The sequence below is a fragment of the Alteromonas sp. AWQ4_252 genome, assembly GCF_056158205.1.
In genome coordinates this window covers 4,278,030-4,299,126 of sequence record NZ_JBSWSV010000001.1, presented here as the reverse complement: position 1 = coordinate 4,299,126, position 21,097 = coordinate 4,278,030, and the positions used below count along the sequence as shown (strand labels likewise).

Genomic DNA, 21,097 nt, shown 5'->3' with positions numbered 1-21,097 from the left:
TATGAACACCAGAATATTCTATGCAATTGCTTGTCTGCTAACTATTTTTTCCTGTCACGCCAATGATGCTTTAAGGTTGTGGTATACCAATCCGGCACAAAGTTGGGAAGAAGCGCTTCCTATCGGTAACGGCCGGCTGGGAGCGATGGTTTATGGCAGTGACAGCTCTGAAACGATCCAGCTAAACGAAGATACGGTTTGGGCGGGTGGTCCAGGTAATAATTTGGTTCCGGCCTTTAACGACGCACTGGCTGATATTCAACATCTTATTCTGGAAGGCAAACATGCTGAAGCGCAGGCTTTGGCGGGCAAGTATCTCCCATTTAGCGCAAAGAACAATAACAATGGCATGCCTTACCAAACTGTAGGAAACCTTCACATCGATTATAAGAATAGCGCTGAACCCAAATATGAATATCGAGAACTGGATATTCGCCGTGCCGTAGCTACCTCTTCATTTTCCTCTAATGGCACAACTATTCGCCAAAAAGTGTTTGCGTCTCTAACCGATAACGTCATTATTGCGGATATCCAGGCTTCAAGCCCGGGCTCGCTGTCCTTGTCTGTAGCAATTAGTTCCCCACACAAAAAGCAGGAAATTTCGGTTTCAAAACGGGAGGTCATATTGCGTGGTATTAGTGGCGACCACGAAAATAAAAAAGGTGAGGTTGAATTTTTTACTTCTGTCGTTCCGCAGGTAACGGGTGGGGAAGTGAGTATCGCCGACGGCAAACTGCATATTGCTAAGGCTGACCGGGTTACACTTTTTATTTCTATCGGAACGAACTTTGTCAATTACCAGGATGTATCCGGCGATGCTCAGGCAAAAGCACAAAGGTTTAATAATGAAGCGAAAAAATACTCAGTCGAGACACTTATAGATCGCCATGTGCAGCGCTACCAGCACTTTTTCAACCGGGTCGATTTAGACTTAGGACAGACTGAATCGAGTGAGTTACCAACCAATGAGAGACTGGCAGCTTTTGACGCAGCGAGAGATCCCCAACTTATTGAGCTGGTCTATCAATTCGGACGTTATTTGCTTATTTCAAGTTCTCAGCCTGGCACTCAGGCTGCAAACTTACAAGGCATATGGAACCGGCACCTCAATCCTCCCTGGGATAGTAAATACACGGTTAATATTAATACAGAGATGAATTACTGGCTCGCTGAAACGACAAATTTGAGCGAAATGCACGAACCTTTATTTGACCTTATATACGACGTCTCAAAAACTGGTCGTGAGGCAGCAAAAGAAATGTACGGTGCCCGCGGCTGGACACTTCACCATAATACAGATCTTTGGCGGATATCAGGTCCTGTAGACGGCGCATTTTTTGGTCTCTGGCCAAACGGTGGCGTTTGGCTCAGTCAGCATTTGTGGCAGCATTATCTTTATACCGGTGACACGGAATTTCTGCGAAGTGCTTATCCTGTGCTTGAGGGGGCCGCATTATTTTTAAGTGATATTATGAAAACTGAGCCTGTTAAAAGATATCGCGTGACTGTACCGTCAATGTCACCGGAAAATGGGCATGCTGAGTGGGTGTCACTTGCCGCTGGTACTACGATGGACAACCAACTTGCATTCGATGCGTTTACCGCGGTCATTGCGGCTGACGGCGTGTTAAACACCAATAGTGATCACATAAGCCATTTTAAAATGTTAAGGGAACAATTACCTCCTATGCAGGTAGGACGTTGGGGGCAGTTACAGGAATGGCTGGATGACTGGGATAGAGAGGACGATACTCACCGTCATTTATCACACCTTTACGGGTTGCATCCCTCCAATCAAATTTCTCCAATCAGAACGCCAGCTCTGGCAGAAGCTGCCCGAACTTCGCTAGAAGCACGTGGAGATGCGTCGACAGGTTGGTCGATGGGTTGGAAAATCAATTTCTGGGCACGCTTGCTCAACGGTGACCGCGCTTTGAAACTGATATCAGAACAGTTGTCACCGGCTAGGTTTGAGGGGCAGGCCGATACCGGAGGGACTTACCCAAACTTGTTTGACGCGCACCCGCCGTTTCAAATTGATGGCAACTTTGGGTTTACCGCAGGGATCACCGAAATGTTGTTGCAAAGCCACGATGGTGCCATTCATCTATTACCGGCGCTACCGCAGCAATGGTCAGAAGGCACTGTTAAAGGAATCAAAACCAGAGGTGGTTTCGAAGTTGCAATTAGCTGGCACAACGGTGAAGTTAGCGAATTGAGCATTCGTGCGAGTATTGCCGGGAATGCACGACTGAGGACTACAACAGAGCTTGAGGGCGACAGGTTGAACAGGGCAGTAGGAATCAACCCTAATCCACTTTTTACTGTGCCTAAAACAAAAGCGGCATTGTATTACAATGCCGATATGACCATTGAAGCGGAAGATCCCTCATTATTTGAGTACGATGTCGTTATGAAAAAAGGTGAGGTTCTTCGATTCAAAGCCAAACAGTCTTAAATCCTCGGTGACGATTCAAACCAAAGATACCTGGTCGGAAAACCTTTAGTAAAAGCTTCTCGGATTTAAAAAGCGATTAGACTAGGTATACCAAGCATATACCAATTGTAATCGGCTCTTATACTAAGTGATAGTTCAGCCTACTATACAGTTTGGCAACTTCAATAGGCTTTGCCAGGTGTTCATCAAACCCATTGTCGAGATAGGTTTTGATGTCCTCCAACATCACATTAGCCGTGAGGGCAATAATGGGGATGCTTTTATCGCTCTTGCGAATGATTTTGCAGGCTTCAAGGCCGTCTAATTCCGGCATTTGTATATCCATCAGAATGATATCTGGCTTGAACGTACCGCATTTATCGATAGCGATTAATCCATTTTCCGCCAAGCATATTTCGGCGTTAGTTTTTTCCAGCATCGCCTGTACGATCACCTGGTTAATGTTGTTGTCTTCAGCAACTAAAATTTTCTTGCCGGTGAGATCAGGCGCTGGCGCGGTTTGTTCTTGCATCTGAACAGCGCGTTCACCTTTTTCCAGTGGTAAAGCAACGGTAAACGTGGTGCCTTTTCCTAGTTCACTGTCTACTGACAATGTGCCATTCATCAGTTCTACCAAGCTTTTGGTGATGGTCATGCCGAGACCGGTTCCACCGTATTTACGTGTGGTAGAACTATCGGCCTGGGTAAATCTTTCGAATAAGCCCTCGATGACCTCGGTGTCCATTCCTATGCCTGTGTCGATGACCTTGAGGATAAGTGATGAGCCGGTGTCTTCTTGTTTAGTCGACAAGGCAACTGTCACACTGCCTTTTTCAGTAAATTTAACCGCATTGGATATGAGGTTGGTCATGATTTGTTTAATGCGCACCGGGTCGCCAAGCCACACATCGTGGAGACCTTTTTCTAAGGCATTCTTGAAAATCACACCCTTAGTTTTAGCTTTGGGAACGAAATTTGACGCTACTTCGTTTAACAATTGTCGAACTGAAAACGCAATTGTTTCCAGCGATAGCATTTCCGCTTCGATCTTAGAAAAGTCGAGTATGTCATTTACAATGGTAAGTAAATAATAAGATGACGTGAGTGCGTTATTTAATAATCTTTTTTCAGAAGGGGCCGTTATTTCGTCATCCAGTAACTGTAGGGTACCTAAGATTCCATTCATCGGCGTGCGAATTTCGTGGCTCATGGATGCTAAAAAGCGACTTTTCGCAATATTAGCGACTTCAGCCTTTTGCTTTGCAGCTTCAAGCTCACGGGATTTTTCCTGACGCTCGGTGATATCTTCGATTACGCCAAGATAGCCAGTGACTTCGCCCTTTACATCCCTAATGCAGGTGACGGTTAGGCTGACGGGAAAGCGAGAACCATCTTTGCGGATAAACGTCCACTCATCGGTATCTGTCCCGTAGGTGCGTGCTTTTTTGGTAAACACGTCGAAGCCGTTTGATAGACGTTCGCCGAACTCTTCAAAAAGGGCTTGTGCACGCTTCTGAATTTCCGTCTCGTCGTGCCAGAGCGCGGGGGTTTGCTTGCCAACGACTTCGTCTGCGGTATAGCCCAGCACGGACTCAGAGGCTGCATTGAACTGGGTAACGATACCAACGGTATCGGTGGTGATAAGCAAATGTCGGGAAGCACTCAATATGGCGTTGGCCATTTCATTAGATTTGGCGAGCTCGGTAATTAATGCCTCTCTTTCAAGCTCAGCGTTTTTTCTTTCAGTTATATCCTGAAAAGTCCCGAAAATAGACGTGACAGCACCTAGTTCGTTACGTTGAATCATGGCTTTACTTTGTACATTGCGAACTTCACCGGAGGGGCGAACAATTCTTTGTATGAGTTCCCAACCTGTGCCATTTAACATTGCGTCATCAACGCACTGCTGAACCTTGTCTATATCGTCCGGATGATAGAAGTCAATGGCCGATTCTAGTGTGGGCGTATACTCGCATTTGTTAACACCATGAATACGGTAAATTTCGTCAGACCAAAATACGCTCTGATTAATAACATCTATGCTCCAGTGCCCCAGAGAAGCAAGAGTTTCGGCTTGTTGTAGTAGCGCTTTTTGCTTTTTTGCAGCCTCTTCCAATGCTACTTTTTCAGTGATAATAACAGCAGAAGCAACAATTTCTGTGTCGGAGTTGGCTCTTGCAAACCACTCCAGCCAAATGTATTCACCGTCTTTTTTCTTGTACCGGTTTCGAAACCCCTCCACGTTAGTTTTGTTGTTTACGAGTTCAAGCAATACTGCTTTGGTAGCCTCAACATCACTAGGGTGCACATAAGATATAAATGGCTTTCCACGTAATTGAGTTAACTCCCAGCCTAAACTGACAGCCCAATAGTCATTCAGGTACGTAAAATAGCCTTCTTTATTGGCTTTACAAACGAGAGTGTTTAAAGAATTAAGCAGAGACTGCGCATCAGACATTCATCGGGCCTTTACTTAATTGTTGGCAGCTGGATATCATTATATGTACAAATTCCATTTACTTACTTTGACGCTCTCACAGTATAGAGAAAAGGGAACGTAAGTGGAAAGAAAAAAAGCGTTTCTGTCGCTTTAACCCTCCCTTAACTCCTGCTTTGAAATAATCATTCCCAGTGATGCGATTGTCATGATCGCCCTTAGTGCTAAATAAAGCATGGGAAGAGATAAATGTGCAAAGTAAGACAAACAGCATGTGCAGTAGCGATAAGCCTGGTTTTATCAGCATGTGCAACGGTAGGTGATAAAGTATTAAGTCAATCTGCTACAAAGATAACAGGTAAAGAGGTGGTATGGCAGCCTCTTGCTAGTAGTGTTTCAGAGCAAGAAGGAACGGGAAATGATCAGGTTGTAGCCAGTAAGCTTACTGACCTCATAGATGTGTCTGCAGTAGAACATTTGTCTGAATTTATTGCTGAGGCGCTTGAAAGTAACCCAAGCTTGCAGCAAACCCTTGTCACCCTGCGTCAGGCGCAAGTTGCAATCGATACGGCAGAAGCTCAGGACAACCTCAATGTGGATGCCAGTGTAAGTGGGTCAAAAGCAGAGCAAACAGATAGCATTTTTTCCAGCTCACTGTCTGTTAGCTGGGAGTTTGATTTATGGCAAAAAATAGCCGATGGGGTGACGGCAGCGAATCTGGATGCAGCCAGTGCACAAGCCAGTTACCAGGCAGCCAGAGATAGCTTAGTAGCCAGTGTGATTCGAAGCTACATTGACGTTATAGCACAGCAAAATTTACTGTCTATAGAGCGAGACCGATTGCAGGTTCTGGAGAATCAGGAAGCTGTAATTTTAACCCGTTACCGCACGGGGTTGGGGGATTTGGATGATCTCGATACTGCACGAACCAGCACTGAGAGCACACGGTCAACCATTGCTCAGTACGAATACGCGGTGGCGACAGCAAAGCGGACCTTAGCAGTTCTGCTGGGACGGCAGGAACAGTCGTTGCCAGAAATAGATTCAGATATGAGCTTCCCCAATGTGTTTGTCCCGCTAACGGCGTTACCGGAACAAGATTTGGCTCGTCGTCCAGATTTACAAGCCGCTTACTTCTCTATACAGGCGACAGAGTATGACGTTGATGTGGCATATAAAGCATTACTTCCAAGTATTAACTTATCTGCTGCGCTAACAGATAGCGCGAGCTCTGCTTCTGAAGCCTTATTTACAAATCCGCTTTGGAGTGTGCTTGGGCAAATTACAGCCCCACTATTTAAAGGCGGCGAGTTACAAGCGCAAATTGATAGCGCGGAACTGAGTGCGCTAAACGCGTGGTGGCAATACAAAGAAACGCTGTTGAATGCTGTGCAGGAAACACAGGATGCCATCGACAATGAACGCACGCTAATAGCGCGAATTCACTACACCGATAATGCCCTAAATAACGCCCAGCGAAGCGCAGAGAGTATTGCTGGCGATTATCGACAAGGCCTTGCCGATATTCTGGATTTACTATCGGTTTACAACACCCGTTTCGACTTGCAAGCACAACAGGTGCAGTTACGTGCATCACAGCTACAGAATCGTATGGACTTAGGCCTTGCTTTGGGTCTTGGAGTGTCACAATGAAAAACAAAAAAATGATTGTTACCTTATTAGCAGCAGCTTGCATTGTGCTGGCTTGCGTGTATACCGTGATGAATATTGGTGGAGGGCACCCTGGTGCGCCGTCGGCTGGTGGTGAACAAAACGCGCCGGTAAATAACTCTGAAAATACCCGTCCCGGCGCTAGACCGCCGCTTAATGAGGATGGCGCAGCAAGAGGCTCTTTTTCAGAGCAACCCCGGGTCAAGCGTGAAAACGGTGAACGCAGCCCGGGTTCAAACAGACTGAAAGCATCCGATAGCCCTGCAACAAGCGCTAGTAACGACCTGGCACAGGTCGGTGTTTACGCGGTACAAGTCTCAAATTATAAAGCATCAGTGAAAGGTTATGGCGAAGTTATGCCTATGGACTCACTTACACTCGTGGCGCAGGTAAGTGGCCGGATAACGTCACTTGCGGACATATTTAAAACCGGTGCCACGGTAGGTAAAAATACAGCCCTGGCTATGATAGATGACACTACTTATTTAGCTGCAGTGAGCAGTGCTCAGGCCGACTATGAAGACGCTGTAGTGGCGTTAGAGGAAGAGCGCTTACAAGGTGTGCAGGCGCAGGATGAATGGCGACGTTCAGGCTTAGAAGGCGACCCGGCCTCAGATTTAGTGTTACGGCAGCCACAGCTTAAAGCAGCACAAGCCTCTGTGGAAAAAGCCAAACAAGCCCTGGAAACAGCCAAACGAGATTTACAATTTACACACATTACCGCACCTTTCGATGCTTTGGTTGTAAGTCGTGATATTTCACCAGGCAGTTATGTTCAGGCCGGTGAAACCGTCGCAACCCTGTATTCACTGAATACGGCTGAAATTGCTGTGGCGTTGTCGCCTACCCAGTGGTCTCAGCTTCCAGCAATCCACGCAGGCGAGCAAATCAATTGGCCCGTTACTCTCACAGATGCGGCCACACAAAATCAATGGTCTGCCACAGTTAGTCGTGCTGAGCTTCATCAGGATACTGCAACCCGGCAGCGTAATGCGGTAGTGACTGTTACATCTCCTTTGACACAAGAGGTGCCATTGACCTTCGGTAGTTTTGTCAGTGCTGAAATCGAAGGTCGTACCCTTAAAGATGTATGGAAAATACCCGCTTCTGCGGTATCGCAAAAACAAGAAGTCTGGTTAGTAGAACCAGATACCGGGTTGTTACAAAAATTTACGCCTGACGTGCTGTTTGAACAGGATGGTTTTGCATTTATAACTCCCCATAACAAAGCTAACCGTGCTCTCGTGGTCGCCCGGCCACTGAACAGTTATCTGGTGAATACAGCTGTTGCACCAGTAATTGAAGGGGCAACGGGAGGAGCAAATAATGAATAATCAAAAAGGCATAATTGCATGGTTTGCGCAGAATTCTGTGGCTGCAAACCTGCTAATGGTGAGTTTGATCATTCTCGGGCTGGTATCAATGGGCGATATCCGCAAAGAGGCATTTCCCGGTATGGAGCCCAGATTTGTCACCATTTCCATGACGTACGAAAGTGGTGATGCTGAACAAGCAGAAGAAGGTATTGCCATCAAAATAGAGAATGCGCTGGAAGCTATCCCCGGCATCAAGCGTATAACCTCAACATCCAATGCGAATGGCGCCTCTGTTCAGGTAGAAAAAGAAACTGAGTACGACCTCGACGTTCTGTTTGACGATATAAAAACGGAAGTGGACAGCATTTCAAATTTTCCATCGGACGCCGAAAACCCGGTTATCGATAAAGCGAGAAGGCAGGAGCACGCCATTTGGGTGCAATTGTACGGCGATACAGATCACGCAACCCTTCAATATCTGGGCGAACAGTTAGAGCGGGATTTACTGGCAACAGATGCAATTCGTGAAGTCAGTGCTGGCAGCTTTATCGACCCCATGATGTCGATTGAAATAGATGAGGCTAAACTGCAGGCTTACGGGTTAACGCTGTCTGATGTAGCTGCTGCTGTTAATGAGGAGTCAAATACGGCGTTGACTACCAGTTTGCGCAATAAAGAGAAAGTGATTCGGTTAAAGGCCTCGGAGCAGGCTTATTATGCCAAGGATTTTGCATCAATACCCCTTGTAACCAGCAGTAACGGCGTGATCCTCACTGTGGGAGACGTGGCAACGGTGACCGACATGTTTGCAGACGACAGTTACAGTTTGTCTCGATACAACGGCAAAAACGGTTACGGCATCCAGGTGCTTATGGATGAATATGGCGATGTGACCAAAATGGTGGAACAAGCCCACGAAGTCGTCGATGAATGGCACGAAAAAGGTCTGTTGCCTCAAGGCGTAGACATTGAAACCTGGTATGACAAAAGTACACTCATAACCGAGCGACTGACTTTATTAACCAATAACGCACTTATGGGGATCGCGCTGGTGTTCGTTACCCTTGCGCTGTTTCTGAATCTTCGCGTGGCTTTTTGGGTTGCAGCCGGACTGCCGTTTATATTCTTTGGCACGTTATATTTTATGACTGATCCCTACACTAATATGACGCTGAACGAAATGACCACGTTCGGTTTTATTATGGCGCTGGGGATAGTAGTAGACGACGCTGTGGTAGTGGGAGAAAGCGTTTATTCCACCCGTAAACAGTACGGCGATACGTTGCAAAACACCATTCTCGGCACGAACAAAGTTGCTATCCCAACCTTGTTCGGCGTGTTGACAACAGTGGCGACTTTTTTTGCACTTTCCAATGTTTCTGGTGGTTTGGGTACCTTGTATTCTCAGTTCGGCATGATCGTTACTTTGTGCCTGCTGCTATCGGTTGTGGAATCCAAGCTGATTTTGCCTGCTCACCTGGCGCATCTGCCGACGAAAACTGCGCCTAAAAAAGGCATTGCAGGAGCGTGGAACAAAGTTCAGGAAAAAGCCGATGCGGGATTACAGTGGTTTAACGATAAAATGTATCAACCACTTTTGAAGGTGACGGTGGCCTACCGTTATGCAGCGGTACTTCTGTTTGTTGCACTATTTATTGTTGTGGTGAGCTTGCCATTAACCGGTGCAGTGCGGGTAAGTTTCTTCCCCAGCATGCAGGGAGACACCGTAACTGCAAACTTGTCACTTTACAGTGATGCGAGTTTTGGGCAGAACGAGCGAAATTTATTGTTGTTAGAAAGAAATGCCCTTGAAGCCGACAAGCAGTTAATGGAAGAGAAAGGCAAAGATGGAACGGGTATAGGCAGTTTACAGGTGACTGCAAGTGGTGATCAGAGTGGCACTATTACCATTTCACTCGACGAATCAAAGCCGTACTCCCTTGATGAGTTATCAGCACGCTGGAATGCATTAACCGGTAGCCTGGAAGGGGTGAAAAGTTTAAAAATTCGGTCACGTCGAGAAATGGTGGATGGCTTTAAGGTGGAGCTAAAAAGCATCAACGAAGATACGCTGAATGCTGCAAATACGGCGTTTCAGGACGTATTAGCAACTATTGACGGCGTGTATGCCATTGAAAGCTCATTGACGCCCGGTGAAGCCATGATGCGATTTGAAATTACGCCACAGGGCAGGGCAATGGGGGTGGATACACAAAGCTTGTCTCAGCAACTTCTCAAGGCTTTCGGTGGAGAAATTGTGCAGCGTTATCTACGCGATAAAAATGAGGTGAAAGTGAGGGTGCGATATCCGGCAGAAGACAGAATGAATCCGTCGGATGTAATGAATACACAAGTGCGCTTAGACGACGGAACCGTGGTGCCTCTGAGTGTAGTGGCGACAGTGATCCAGGACGTACAGCAAAAGCAGGTGGTACGCATAGACGGCTTACGCGCGTTAACAGTGAGTGCGTCTGTGGATAGCGATGTAATAACGTCTACCGAACTGGTGAACTATCTCAATGAGAGTTTTGTTCCTCAGTTAGAAAAGCAATATCAGGATCTATCACTTTATTTTGCCGGTGAAGCAGAACAGCAAGCAGAAACCCAAAGTTCTATGCAAAGCGTGTTCATATTGGCGCTGTTGTCTATTTTTGCATTGTTAGCCATACCGCTTAAATCTTATATTCAACCGTTAATAATCATGACTGCCATTCCATTTGGTATTGTAGGGGCGATAATTGGTCACTGGTCTAACGGACTTATGCTGAGTTTATTGTCTCTCAATGGTATCTTGGCGCTAAGTGGCGTTGTGGTGAATGACAGTCTGCTGTTGGTATCGCGTTTTAACGCCTTGCGCAAAGAGGGCATGGCAATAGAGCGAGCGGTAATTGAGGCTTGTACCAGTCGCTTGCGCGCGGTGTTACTTACTTCCGTGACTACCTTCGTGGGCTTATATCCCATTCTCGGGGAGACTTCAGTACAAGCGCAGTTTCTTATTCCCGCAGCGGCGTCACTGGGGTATGGTATTTTGTTTGCAACGGCTATCACATTATTGTTAATTCCAGCACTTTTGCTCATCTATGACGATGTCGCCGGAGTTGGGGCGCGGGCTAGAAAACGGGTTCTGCAAATCGCGGGGTAAGAGAATATATGATTCGGGTATTGTTAGTAGAAGATGACCTGGGCTTAGCCGGGAATATCCTAGATTATCTGGAGCTTGAAGACATGATTTGTGACCATGCCGCTAATGGCATGGCGGCCCTCAGTTTTCAACACGCTCACCAATATCACGTGATCATTCTCGATATAAACTTGCCTAAAATGAATGGTCTGAGCGTATGCGAACACATTAGAAATGAAGGTGACGATACGCCTGTAATCATGCTTACGGCTCGGGATAAGTTAGAAGACAAGCTGTTGGGGTTTGAGAAGGGGGCAGATGATTACCTAATTAAACCCTTTGCGATGGCTGAGCTGGTGGCACGGGTGAGCGCGTTGGCAAATCGTCGCTCCAGTCAGGTTAATCAGTTGACGTTTGGCAACGTCACGCTAACCGTCAGGCAGGAAGAGGCCAGTGCAGATGGCACGGCAATAAAACTTAGCCCTACCACCTACAGGCTATTAAAGCACCTTATTCGGGCACGTGGGGAATGTGTATCTCGGGCCTCATTGGTAGACGCCGTGTGGGGCGAAGACGCGCCCGAAAGCAATGCCCTTAAAGTGCATATTCATCATTTGCGCAAAGCACTGGAACAAGCCAGCGCAAATATTCAGTTACTGTCACGACCAAATAGTGGCTTCTATTTATCACTGGAGTCATCCCATGGTTGAAGGGCTGCGATTTAGCTTACGAAAGTACGTTGTTTTAACCTTGCTGGCCGTGGCGGGTGTTATTTTCACGTTGTTTTCCATTCAGTCAGCAGATAGTTTCCTCGACGGTATGGATGGTATGCTTAGAAATAGTATGATCCGCGCCGCCCGAAGTGTAGATGTTGAGCCTGGAGCACCTACACAAGTACTGGATTTTCACATCGCTTCGACCTACACCGACATACCCGAAGTAATCAAACAGAGCTTCAGCGAGACAGAAATTGCCCCGTACAAATTATACAAGGATATAGATAATCCAGATATTTTCTCCCGCCCCCGCTCGGCAAACTTTCTGGTTATGGTGCCTGGAGAGAACCAAAGCCAAGTGTTTGTAACACAAAGGTTTGAACCGCAACCTGACAACGGCAATAAATCGTTTCGAATAGGCCCTCAGCTTCACAGTATTTTAGTCGGCGTGGCAGCACTGAGTGCGTTTTCCATTGCACTGTTTTTATTACTACGGTCTGTTTCGCGGCCTGTGGAATCGCTACAACAGTGGGCGGCGGGGTTAGATGAGGCTCAATTGGACAAACCCATTCCCAATTTTCGTTACAAAGAGCTCAATGCGCTGGCCAGAATCATTCACCATAGTCTACAACGGGTGCGCAAAACCCTGGAGCGAGAGCGTGAATTTGTGAACCATGCCAGTCATGAACTCAGAACTCCCATTGCCGTGGTAAGAAGCAGCATTGAGTTGCTTTGCAGGGTGGTTGATGTAGAAAATAGCAAGGGACGCAACGCGGTATCTCGTATTGATCACGCATCAAAAACCATGGCTGATTTAACGGAAACCCTGTTGTGGTTGGGGCGAGAAGAAGCCACCGGCCTGGCTGAAAGTCAGGTAGATATAGCAGACATGATAAAAGGGCTTACTGATGATCTCGAATATCTGTTACAAGGTAAGGCGGTCTCACTGACACTTCAATTATCCCCCTGCTTGCTAAAGTTGCCGGAAACTGCTGCGCAGATTGTGATAGGCAATATAATTCGCAATGCGTTTCAGCACACCTACCGCGGCGAGGTGGAGGTCAATCTTAGTGACAATACATTAGTCGTGATTAATCGAGAACACGGCGCCAGCAAAAATGACGGTGCTGTTATTAAATCCGACAACGGGAAAGAAGGGTTTGGCATAGGGCTCAAACTCATCGAGAAGCTGTCACGAAAACTCAACTGGACATACCAACCTGCGTTTACAGGCAACGGATATTCGGTCACCCTTAAAATGTATGAAGTTGGTGAAACGTCTTAACCTTTAAATTTTTATTGCTACCTCTCGTGACGTCGCTAGTATTGTGACAAGTTAATACTAGTTGTAATTAAAAACTACAGCGACGCAATAAAAGGAAAAGTAGTGGAATCAAATAATTCACCCGACAGTTTGTCGCACACTCTGCTGCAAGCGGCACTTCAGGTATTGCTTCCTTTTATACCCTTGCTTATCGCAATCGTACTCGTCACAGGTACACTTATTGCGCTTCACTACGTGTTACTTGCCAGACAAAGTCATCTCACCAGCGAGCAAAAGTTACCTCGACAAGTAGGAATGTTGGTACTTACTATCGTTGGAGCTGTCGTAATATCGATGAGCCTTCCGGTAAGTGAAAGCACACGCAACCAGGTAATAGCACTTATTGGCGTCCTTATTTCCGGCGTGATCGCATTTTCATCAACAACCATGGTCGGTAATCTTATGGCAGGGATCGTACTGCGTGTGAATCGCCCGTTTAGAGTCGGTGACTTTATCAAAGTAGAAGGCTACAGCGGCCGCGTTACTGAAATGGGATTACTGGATACTGAAATTCAAACTGAAAGCAGAGAACTGATTGCCTTTGCCAATACGTTTATGGTGAATGCGCCGGTTTCCGTAACCCGGGCGTCAGGAGCCATCGTAAGTGTAGACATCAGTTTAGGGTACGATATTCACCACAGTGTGATTGAAAAGCATCTGCTTGTTGCCGCAGAAAATGCAGGACTCAAAGAGCCATTTGTACAAGTTGTCGGGCTTGGTGATTTTTCTGTAAGTTATAGAATTGCAGGGTTGCTGACTGAGGTGAAAAGTCTGCTTAGTGCCCGCTCTCGTTTGCATAAAGCCGTGCTTGATTCTCTGCATAATGCGGATATCGAAATTGTTTCCCCTGGATTTATCAATCAGCGCCCGCAACCTGATGGCTTGAAGATAATCGCCAAATCACCCCGTCAAACCCGGCAGGAAGATTCTTCGCCAGAAGATGTAATTTTTGACAAGGCAGAGGAGGCCGAACAAAAAGAAAAGAGCAAGGATAGTTTAGTGCAAGCACTCGCCGATATTGACGGCAAAATTGCAGATAGCGACGGGGATGAAAAGGCGGTATTAAAACATAAAAAAGCAGCGCTGGAGGCGCAGCTTTCTGTTTTAGTGAAACCCGTAGTGCAAGATGATTAAAGCGCTTATCAAAGGGCACGTGCATGTTTGAGCCGTGTAACCCAAAGTCAAACTTCGTCGAACACGCTCGTCTTTAACATCCATTTGCATAGGTTGATACTTCGCAAAATTTCAAATAAAGATAGAGAGACTGGTTAGTGATTGCGCAGCCGGTTGTACAGTGTTATTACTATTGTTCAGCGATAGTGGAAAATTGAATTAACGCACTCACGGGAGAGATGCCGCTTTGGTTTAACGGTATTGTTCTGGTGTTTGAAAATAAGTGTGTTGCCTCAGTTACGTGGACTTGATCATTCGTTGCGCTTTGCTACTGGGCTAAAGAACACCCAGGCAAATACCAGCCCTTACGGTTTGTCGAAGAAGGTCCAGTGAAGATAAAAGGATCGAATTATGAAACGAATTGCATTCCCATTGTTGATAACCAGCTTGTGTTTCTCGCTAAGTTTTAATTCCAGTGCTGATGAAAATAATATTCCGGCACCATTTCGAGGTGAAGACCCTGCTTCTCAGTTGGAAGTTGCGTATAACGACCTTGATGCTTTTTTGGCGGCGCAAGTATATGTCACAGGTTTTTCAGACCGTAAGAAGGCCCCGGTAGAGCATCCGCGCATTGGCACCCGCCTGAAAGTTCGCGTTAATCGATTAACGGTGATGGAAGGTAACCGATTCTTCTTTGAAGCGTTTGAAGACGACAATGTGGTGAAAACCTTGTCTGCCATACGTAAAAGTCTGGAGGGACTGCCTGATGAAATCCCGCTTTCTTATTTGAGCAAAAATGAACAACTCGCCTATTGGTTGAATTTGTACAACTTCACAATGCTAGATGAGTTGCAAAAAGCCTATCCCATCAACAATATCCACGATTTGTTGGATCCTGAAGAAGACGAATACATCCTTGATGACAAGGTGCTGACAGTCGCGGGCGAACGACTAAGTTTGGCAGATATTCAGTTCACGATTCTAAAGGAAAAATACGATAGTAATCCGCTCATCATTTATGGTCTTTTCCAAGGCAATATTGGTGGGCCCAGTATCCAAAATCGGGCATTCACAGGTAACAATGTTTGGCAACGTCTTAAATACAGTGCGCAGGAGTTCATTAATTCAAACAGAGGCACTTATTACGATGGACGTGTGTCAGAATTTTATAAACACAACCTTGCCTTCTTCAACAATGACAAAACCGCTCTGCGTAATCACCTTTTATCTTACATACGTGCGGATTTCTACGATGAGATTGCCCAAGCTGATGAATTAAGAATGACCATGAATGATTGGCAATTGGCCAGTTTACTGGGTAATACACGTCAGTTCGGCGGCTCGGTGAATACCAATGGCGGTGCGTTTCTTGATTCTGCTACCTCGTCACAGCCTGGCGTGGCCGGAAATGTCTCGGGATTCTTTGCCGTCGGAATGGCTGACAAAGCGGAGTATAACTTTCGCTTGTCACCAGAAAAACTGGCTATCCTGCAAGAAATGCGTACGCGCCATGGCTTAACACGTGGCAAAATCACTGTGGAAGATTTAGACAACGCTGCCCAAGGAAATTCCTCTGGCAACAACTAAGTGAGATAGTTGACACGCTTTACTCAGCCCGGTTTTTTCCGTTTCGTTTCAGGACAATAAAAATGAAAAAATTCATCCTGGCACTTTGCCTCTCGTTATCTTTTTCAGCTGTGTCGGCTCCTGGCAGTAAAGCACCAGACAGGCAAGCTGGAGAAGGCATTGAAGTGCAGCGCCTTATTTTACGCGGCGGGAACATTATTTCAGGAGAGGGAGCTCCGCCACGCGGGCCGGTAGATATCGTCATTGAAAAGGGCAAGATCACAGATATTGTTTCAGTTGGCCACCCCGGCGTACCGATTAAGTACAGTCGCCCAGAGCTGAAAACCGGCGATAAGGAAATCGATATCAAGGGCCAGTACGTTTTGCCTGGCTTTATTGATATGCATGGTCATATCGGCGGTTCAGCTAACGACATTCCCGCTGAGTATGTGTTTAAGTTATGGCTGGCCCATGGTATTACCACCATCCGTGAGCCCGGCAGTTTCAATGGACTTGAGTGGGTGTTGGATCATCAGCAGCGCAGTGAAAAAAATACCATCGTCGCGCCACGTATCGTGCCCTATGTGGGGTTTGGTATGGGCAATGAGAAACCTATCTTCAGTGCAAAACAAGCCAGAGCCTGGGTGAAGAATATCGCCAAGAAGGGCGCCGAAGGGATCAAGTTTTTTGGTGCTAGCCCTAAAGTGATGGCGGCAGCGCTAGATGAAGCTAAGAAGCAGGGTTTGGGAACCATGATGCATCATGCTCAACTTAATGTTATGGGCACTAACGCACTTGATTCCGCTCGCTTGGGGCTAACCACAATGGAACACTGGTATGGGTTGCCGGAGGCGCTGTTCGAAGACAAAGTCATTCAGCATTACCCTTCACACTACAACTACAACGATGAGCAGCATCGTTTTTCAGAAGCCGGAAAACTGTGGCTTCAGGCGGCAGCTCCGGGCAGTGAAAAGTGGCAGCAAGTGAGAGACGAGCTTATCGACTTGAACTTTACGATTGACCCAACACTGACGATTTATGAAGCCAGTCGAGACCTTATGCGTGAACGTCAGGCCGTGTGGCATGAAGACTATACCTTACCCGTGCTGTGGGAATTTTTTGAGCCCAGCCGCTATGCCCATGGCAGCTACTGGTTTAACTGGACCACGGAAGACGAAATTAACTGGCGCAATAACTACCGCCGCTGGATGGCATTTCTTAATGACTACAAAAACCACGGTGGTCGGGTAACCACAGGTTCTGACGCAGGTTATATCTATAAAATCTACGGTTTTGCCTACATCCGTGAGCTGGAATTACTGCAGGAAGCCGGCTTTCGCCCTTTGGAAGTGATTCAGGCCGCAACGTTAAACGGCGCCGAAGCTTTAGGCCTGGATGATGAAATTGGCAGTATTGCCGTGGGCAAAAATGCCGACATGGTAATTGTTGACGGTAACCCACTGGAAAACTTCAAGTTACTTTACGGCACCGGCCACTTCCAGCTTGACGATAACAATACACCTGTGCGCAAAAAAGCGGTACGTTACACCATCAAAGACGGCATCGTATACGACGCTCAGCAGTTGCTGGAAGATGTTAGAGCAATGGTAGTAGAAGCGAAAGCGGGTGGTTGATGTTCTCTCATACACTATTTTTATGCTTGCTAAATTAATTATGGCTCAGTGCTTATTATTTTACACATAAAGAGTCTTTTGCCCTGAATAATAAACATTGATTTTAAATATGACTGCGCTATATTTCATGCATTAGTGTATTTATGCTTAAAATATTATGCAAAAAACCGACGTCCTTCTCAGTACCATTGGTAAGTTAGTTGTCTCTATGCGCTCCATTAAAATGGATCAAACTGAACTGGGTCAGCGGGTAGGGGTTGGGCGTAATACCATCTCATCCATAGAAAATGGCAAAGCGGTCAATGCAGAAACACTTTTCAATGTGCTGGAGCATTTAGGGGTAATAGAAGACTTCCAAGCAGTAGCAGAGCAAAGGTTATCAGAGCAAAATAGTACGCTTTCTCGAAAATCGCGAAAAGATGCGCAGGAATTAGATAATGACTTCTAAAGCTTACGTGTTCATTGATGGCTTAGAAAAAAAGCCTATACCTTGTGGTGTGACACTTATAGATGAAGACACTAAAACAGGACGCTTTCGGTACGGAAAAAGTTACTTGAAGAGGCCCGATGCATTTCCTTTAGATCCTATTCACTTGCCTCTTAGCGAAAAAGAATACAGCACGCAATTCAACAAAGGGTTATTTGGTGTTTTATCTGATGCGGGGGCTGACTCATGGGGGGAGAAAGTTATTCTGTCTCTTCACAGCACCACGCCCAAAAATAGACTAGAGTTTTTACTTGCCGGTTCAGGTATGGGAGTTGGGGCGTTAGTATTTAGTTTGTCTAGCGCATCGTCAAAGCCTAAATACAGTAAAAATACTCTGGGCGATATCCCAATGTTGTTAAGGGCTAAAGATGCGATTTTGGCAGACAAAGAAGTACCGGACGAAGCCAAAAAAGCATTTGAATTTGGCGCCTCCATGGGCGGAGCAAGACCAAAAACGATAATACAAGAAGGCGAAGTCTCTTATCTTGCCAAGTTCAATCGGCCAGACGATTTGTATAACGTTGTCAATGTAGAAAATGCCACGATGCGCATGCTAAGTGAGCTGCCTTGCAATGTAGCAAAAACTAAGGTTATTCATACACCTTCTGGTGATGTTCTATTGGTAGAGCGCTTCGATATTTATAACGGGAAACCTCATTGTCATTTTCTAAGTGCTAATTCAATTTTTAGTATGAATAAAGTCAGCATTGCGAGCATGCGTATCGAATATTCCTATGGCTACTTAGCTGAATTTATAATGAAGTACGTATCTGAGCCCGCTGACGCGCACGACTTATATTTTCGAATGATATTCAATGTTTTAATCGGAAATACGGATGATCACTCTCGCAATCATGCAATGCTTTATGACTTTACCCGCGGGCACTGGCGACTAAGCCCTGCCTATGATGTTCTGCCCATAAATTCTTCAAAGCAGCATGGCATTGGCATTGGTGATGATGGAAGGGTTGGCTCTTTAGAAAACTTAATAAGCCAATCGAAAAGATTTGGCATAAAACCGTTCAAAGCAAGAAGGATGGTAGATGAGGTCATGGAATTAGTCTCACAGTGGGCTACTTACTTCCGCGCAAACAATGTAGGAGAGGGCGACATGGAGAGGCTGAAACACGTTATTCCACAGTTTTAGATAAGTCTCAAAAGGCTATATTTTTAGCCTAACAAGCAAGGAGTGGGGCGACCCGAATGGCCTTTGAACAGGTATCATTGAGATTTCGTTAGCTAAGTGAATATCAATTAAAGGTGCGACATGGGTAATTAAGTGCCTGCTAGCTGGCCCTCTCTCGTTGTTAATCTTTCGGGCGAGTGAGGAGACTTTGATGTATTTTAGGGTATCTGGGTAATGCCGCTGGCACTACAACAAATGTTTTAGTATCTGGAGAACTTGCAAATTCTTGGCACGAGCCGAGCTCTACACTTTCCGGGCGGTAAGCGTAGTATCAATCAAGCTTGGTCGTTCTTTCATAGGCAATATTGCAACGACGTAGACAATATTTTCTTCAACAAAATAATAGATAAAAAATGGCAATCTCTTGGCTGGTGATCGATGAAAACTATGATGCTTTTCGTGAACATCACCATAAATAAGTAGAGATTCTATATCTGAAAGCAGGCTGTTCCAAAAATAATCACCGATGTCTTTTTCTTGTTCATCGTAAAACTCAGCGCCTTCGTATAGATCATTTCTGGCTTCCAGTTCAACTATTACATCGTAGATCTTAACTTGTGTCTGCTATTTCTGAGCTCATCAAGCGAAAAAAATGTGCATTGCCACTGGCTATTTTATCAGCTCTTTAGGCAAGCACATCTTTGTGCCAGCCTGAAGATTTTGTACTGTAGTGCTCAAGTAATTTTGGCCACATCGTTGTAGCTATCCCAGTAGCGTTTCTCCGATTCATTCGGTGTTAAACCGCCGTTGTATGAATGCGGTCTCAGTCGGCTGTAATAGCCATGAATGTAATCACCAATCTTCTGCTTTGCTTAAGTAAAGCTCCGGTAGCCAGTTGTTGGAACCCATTCGGTTTTAAGGCTTCTGAAGAAGCGTTCCATTGGGCTATTATCCCAACAATTTCCTCTGCGACTCATGCTTTGTGTTAAGCGATACCGCCAAATTAGCTGACGGAATTTACGGCTTGTGTAGTGACATCCCTGGTCGCTATGGAACATCACGTTCTTTGGCTTTCCCCGATACTCGAATGCCATTGTCAGTGCCTGGCAGGTCAGGTTGCTGTCCGGCGAATGACTCATTGTCCAGCCTATTGGCTTGCGGGCAAACAGGTCGATAGCCACAGCCAGATAAGCCCAACGATTACCCGTCCATATAAAGCTCACATCGCCGCACCAGACCTGATTTGGTGTACTAACGGCAAACTGTCTGTCGAGCAAATTCGGGATGGCAATGTGCTCCTGCGTCGCTTTCTTGTAAGCGTGTTTCGGTAACTGACAACTGAACAAACTGAGCGCTTTCATGAATTTGCCAGCACGGTAACGACTTAGTGTAACGTTGTGAGACTCATCGTTCGTAATGATGTCTGAGATGGTTCTGGCTCCCGCAGAACCACCACGTAGTCGATGCGCTTCACGCACTAAACTGCGTAGCCGGATAACTTCCGGCGATGGCCGCCTATCTCGCTGTTGCCAGTATTTAAATGTGCTGCGGTGGACATCCAGTACCGCACACAGATGATTTACCGAATATCGGTGCTTATTGCTCTGACTCAGTTTCTCGATTAACGAGAGTGTTTCATGGAGTCCGACATCAGCATGAGGCGCTGCGCAGCAGCTGAAGCCTTTTTTAATATTTCCTTTTCTAATTCAAGGCGTTAGACTTGCTTCTTCAGTTCGCGGATTTCTCGTTATTCAGGCGTCATCGGCGTGGCCTGGGGAGATTTACCTTCACGTTCTTCACGAAGCTGCCGTACCCACTTACCCAGCGTGGAGTAACCAACGCCCATCGCATCAGCTGCTTCTTTATTCGTGTATCCCTGCTCGAAAACCAGTTGTGCAGTTTCGAGTCTGAACTCAGGACTGAAATTTGGGCCTTTCTTCTTTGCCATGTTGTCACCTAATTTTATTATGTTGCTATCATAGCAGCTCTAATCAGGTGGCCAAATTCACTATGCCACTACAAAGTTTATCAACGATTCGAACGAAGCACTTTTCACGATTATGAAGTCAAGTTATTGAGACATTGTCATTAAGTCATTGTCATTCAAGTAAACGTTTACTTTTGAGCTTTTTTTGCTCGTGTGGTTGCT

The 21,097-nt window shown here is 46.0% G+C and carries 12 protein-coding genes and 1 pseudogene; 11 read left to right on the top strand and 2 right to left on the bottom strand.

Annotated elements, in window-relative coordinates; genetic code table 11:
- The first annotated feature begins 1 nt into the window (after position 1).
- Positions 2 to 2,458 (top strand): glycoside hydrolase family 95 protein, encoded by a 2,457-nt coding sequence (locus ACXACM_RS18840; RefSeq protein ID WP_474823673.1) that lies wholly within the window; start codon positions 2 to 4, stop codon positions 2,456 to 2,458.
- A gap of 118 nt (positions 2,459 to 2,576) precedes the next feature.
- Here ACXACM_RS18840 and ACXACM_RS18835 read toward each other — a convergent pair whose 3' ends face one another.
- Positions 2,577 to 4,895, bottom strand: a complete 2,319-nt coding sequence (locus tag ACXACM_RS18835; protein WP_474823672.1) for a PAS domain S-box protein — start codon at positions 4,893 to 4,895, stop codon at positions 2,577 to 2,579.
- 228 nt (positions 4,896 to 5,123) lie between these two features.
- Between ACXACM_RS18835 and ACXACM_RS18830 the strand changes: the two genes are divergently transcribed.
- The 10 genes from ACXACM_RS18830 to ACXACM_RS18785 all read left to right on the top strand — a co-directional run bounded on the left by ACXACM_RS18830 (position 5,124) and on the right by ACXACM_RS18785 (position 18,969).
- The gene (locus tag ACXACM_RS18830) at positions 5,124 to 6,527 is read left to right on the top strand and encodes a TolC family protein (protein ID WP_474823671.1); all 1,404 of its coding nucleotides are present in this window, start codon (positions 5,124 to 5,126) and stop codon (positions 6,525 to 6,527) included.
- Positions 6,524 to 7,879 (top strand): efflux RND transporter periplasmic adaptor subunit, encoded by a 1,356-nt coding sequence (locus tag ACXACM_RS18825; RefSeq protein ID WP_474823669.1) that lies wholly within the window; start codon positions 6,524 to 6,526, stop codon positions 7,877 to 7,879. Before ACXACM_RS18830 ends, ACXACM_RS18825 begins: the two co-directional genes overlap by 4 nt.
- Positions 7,872 to 11,003: an efflux RND transporter permease subunit gene (locus ACXACM_RS18820; protein WP_474823668.1), complete on the top strand. Its 3,132-nt coding sequence runs from the start codon at positions 7,872 to 7,874 to the stop codon at positions 11,001 to 11,003. The genes ACXACM_RS18825 and ACXACM_RS18820 overlap by 8 nt, the downstream gene beginning before the upstream one ends.
- A gap of 8 nt (positions 11,004 to 11,011) precedes the next feature.
- The gene (locus tag ACXACM_RS18815) at positions 11,012 to 11,692 is read left to right on the top strand and encodes a response regulator transcription factor (RefSeq protein ID WP_474823666.1); all 681 of its coding nucleotides are present in this window, start codon (positions 11,012 to 11,014) and stop codon (positions 11,690 to 11,692) included.
- Positions 11,685 to 12,983 (top strand): sensor histidine kinase, encoded by a 1,299-nt coding sequence (locus ACXACM_RS18810; protein WP_474823665.1) that lies wholly within the window; start codon positions 11,685 to 11,687, stop codon positions 12,981 to 12,983. Before ACXACM_RS18815 ends, ACXACM_RS18810 begins: the two co-directional genes overlap by 8 nt.
- 102 nt (positions 12,984 to 13,085) lie before the next feature.
- Positions 13,086 to 14,156 (top strand): mechanosensitive ion channel family protein, encoded by a 1,071-nt coding sequence (locus ACXACM_RS18805; RefSeq protein WP_474823664.1) that lies wholly within the window; start codon positions 13,086 to 13,088, stop codon positions 14,154 to 14,156.
- A 390-nt stretch (positions 14,157 to 14,546) separates the two neighbouring features.
- A complete protein-coding gene (locus ACXACM_RS18800) occupies positions 14,547 to 15,722 on the top strand; it encodes a DUF547 domain-containing protein (protein WP_474823663.1) in 1,176 nt (391 codons plus the stop codon).
- A gap of 62 nt (positions 15,723 to 15,784) precedes the next feature.
- Positions 15,785 to 17,335, top strand: coding sequence for an amidohydrolase family protein (locus ACXACM_RS18795; protein ID WP_474823662.1), 1,551 nt, complete (start codon positions 15,785 to 15,787; stop codon positions 17,333 to 17,335).
- 157 nt (positions 17,336 to 17,492) lie between these two features.
- Positions 17,493 to 17,783 (top strand): helix-turn-helix domain-containing protein, encoded by a 291-nt coding sequence (locus ACXACM_RS18790; RefSeq protein ID WP_474823661.1) that lies wholly within the window; start codon positions 17,493 to 17,495, stop codon positions 17,781 to 17,783.
- On the top strand, positions 17,773 to 18,969 hold the full coding sequence (locus tag ACXACM_RS18785; protein WP_474823660.1) for a type II toxin-antitoxin system HipA family toxin: 1,197 nt from the start codon (positions 17,773 to 17,775) through the stop codon (positions 18,967 to 18,969). The genes ACXACM_RS18790 and ACXACM_RS18785 overlap by 11 nt, the downstream gene beginning before the upstream one ends.
- Positions 18,970 to 19,682: 713 nt before the next feature.
- On the opposite strand, the pseudogene ACXACM_RS18780 reads toward ACXACM_RS18785, so the two are convergent.
- Positions 19,683 to 20,896, bottom strand: a pseudogene (locus ACXACM_RS18780) (IS3 family transposase).
- Positions 20,897 to 21,097: the final 201 nt, after the last annotated feature.

Bases quoted from the DNA above. Each gene is read 5' to 3' on its own strand.
- ACXACM_RS18825 (WP_474823669.1), top strand. From the start codon at position 6,524: ATGAAAAACAAAAAAATGATTGTTACCTTATTAGCAGCAGCTTGCATT.
- ACXACM_RS18810 (WP_474823665.1), top strand. From the start codon at position 11,685: ATGGTTGAAGGGCTGCGATTTAGCTTACGAAAGTACGTTGTTTTAACC.
- ACXACM_RS18785 (WP_474823660.1), top strand. From the start codon at position 17,773: ATGACTTCTAAAGCTTACGTGTTCATTGATGGCTTAGAAAAAAAGCCT.
- ACXACM_RS18815 (WP_474823666.1), top strand. From the start codon at position 11,012: ATGATTCGGGTATTGTTAGTAGAAGATGACCTGGGCTTAGCCGGGAAT.
- ACXACM_RS18820 (WP_474823668.1), top strand. From the start codon at position 7,872: ATGAATAATCAAAAAGGCATAATTGCATGGTTTGCGCAGAATTCTGTG.
- ACXACM_RS18800 (WP_474823663.1), top strand. From the start codon at position 14,547: ATGAAACGAATTGCATTCCCATTGTTGATAACCAGCTTGTGTTTCTCG.
- ACXACM_RS18790 (WP_474823661.1), top strand. From the start codon at position 17,493: ATGCAAAAAACCGACGTCCTTCTCAGTACCATTGGTAAGTTAGTTGTC.
- ACXACM_RS18840 (WP_474823673.1), top strand. From the start codon at position 2: ATGAACACCAGAATATTCTATGCAATTGCTTGTCTGCTAACTATTTTT.
- ACXACM_RS18830 (WP_474823671.1), top strand. From the start codon at position 5,124: ATGTGCAAAGTAAGACAAACAGCATGTGCAGTAGCGATAAGCCTGGTT.
- ACXACM_RS18795 (WP_474823662.1), top strand. From the start codon at position 15,785: ATGAAAAAATTCATCCTGGCACTTTGCCTCTCGTTATCTTTTTCAGCT.
- ACXACM_RS18835 (WP_474823672.1), bottom strand. From the start codon at position 4,895: ATGTCTGATGCGCAGTCTCTGCTTAATTCTTTAAACACTCTCGTTTGT.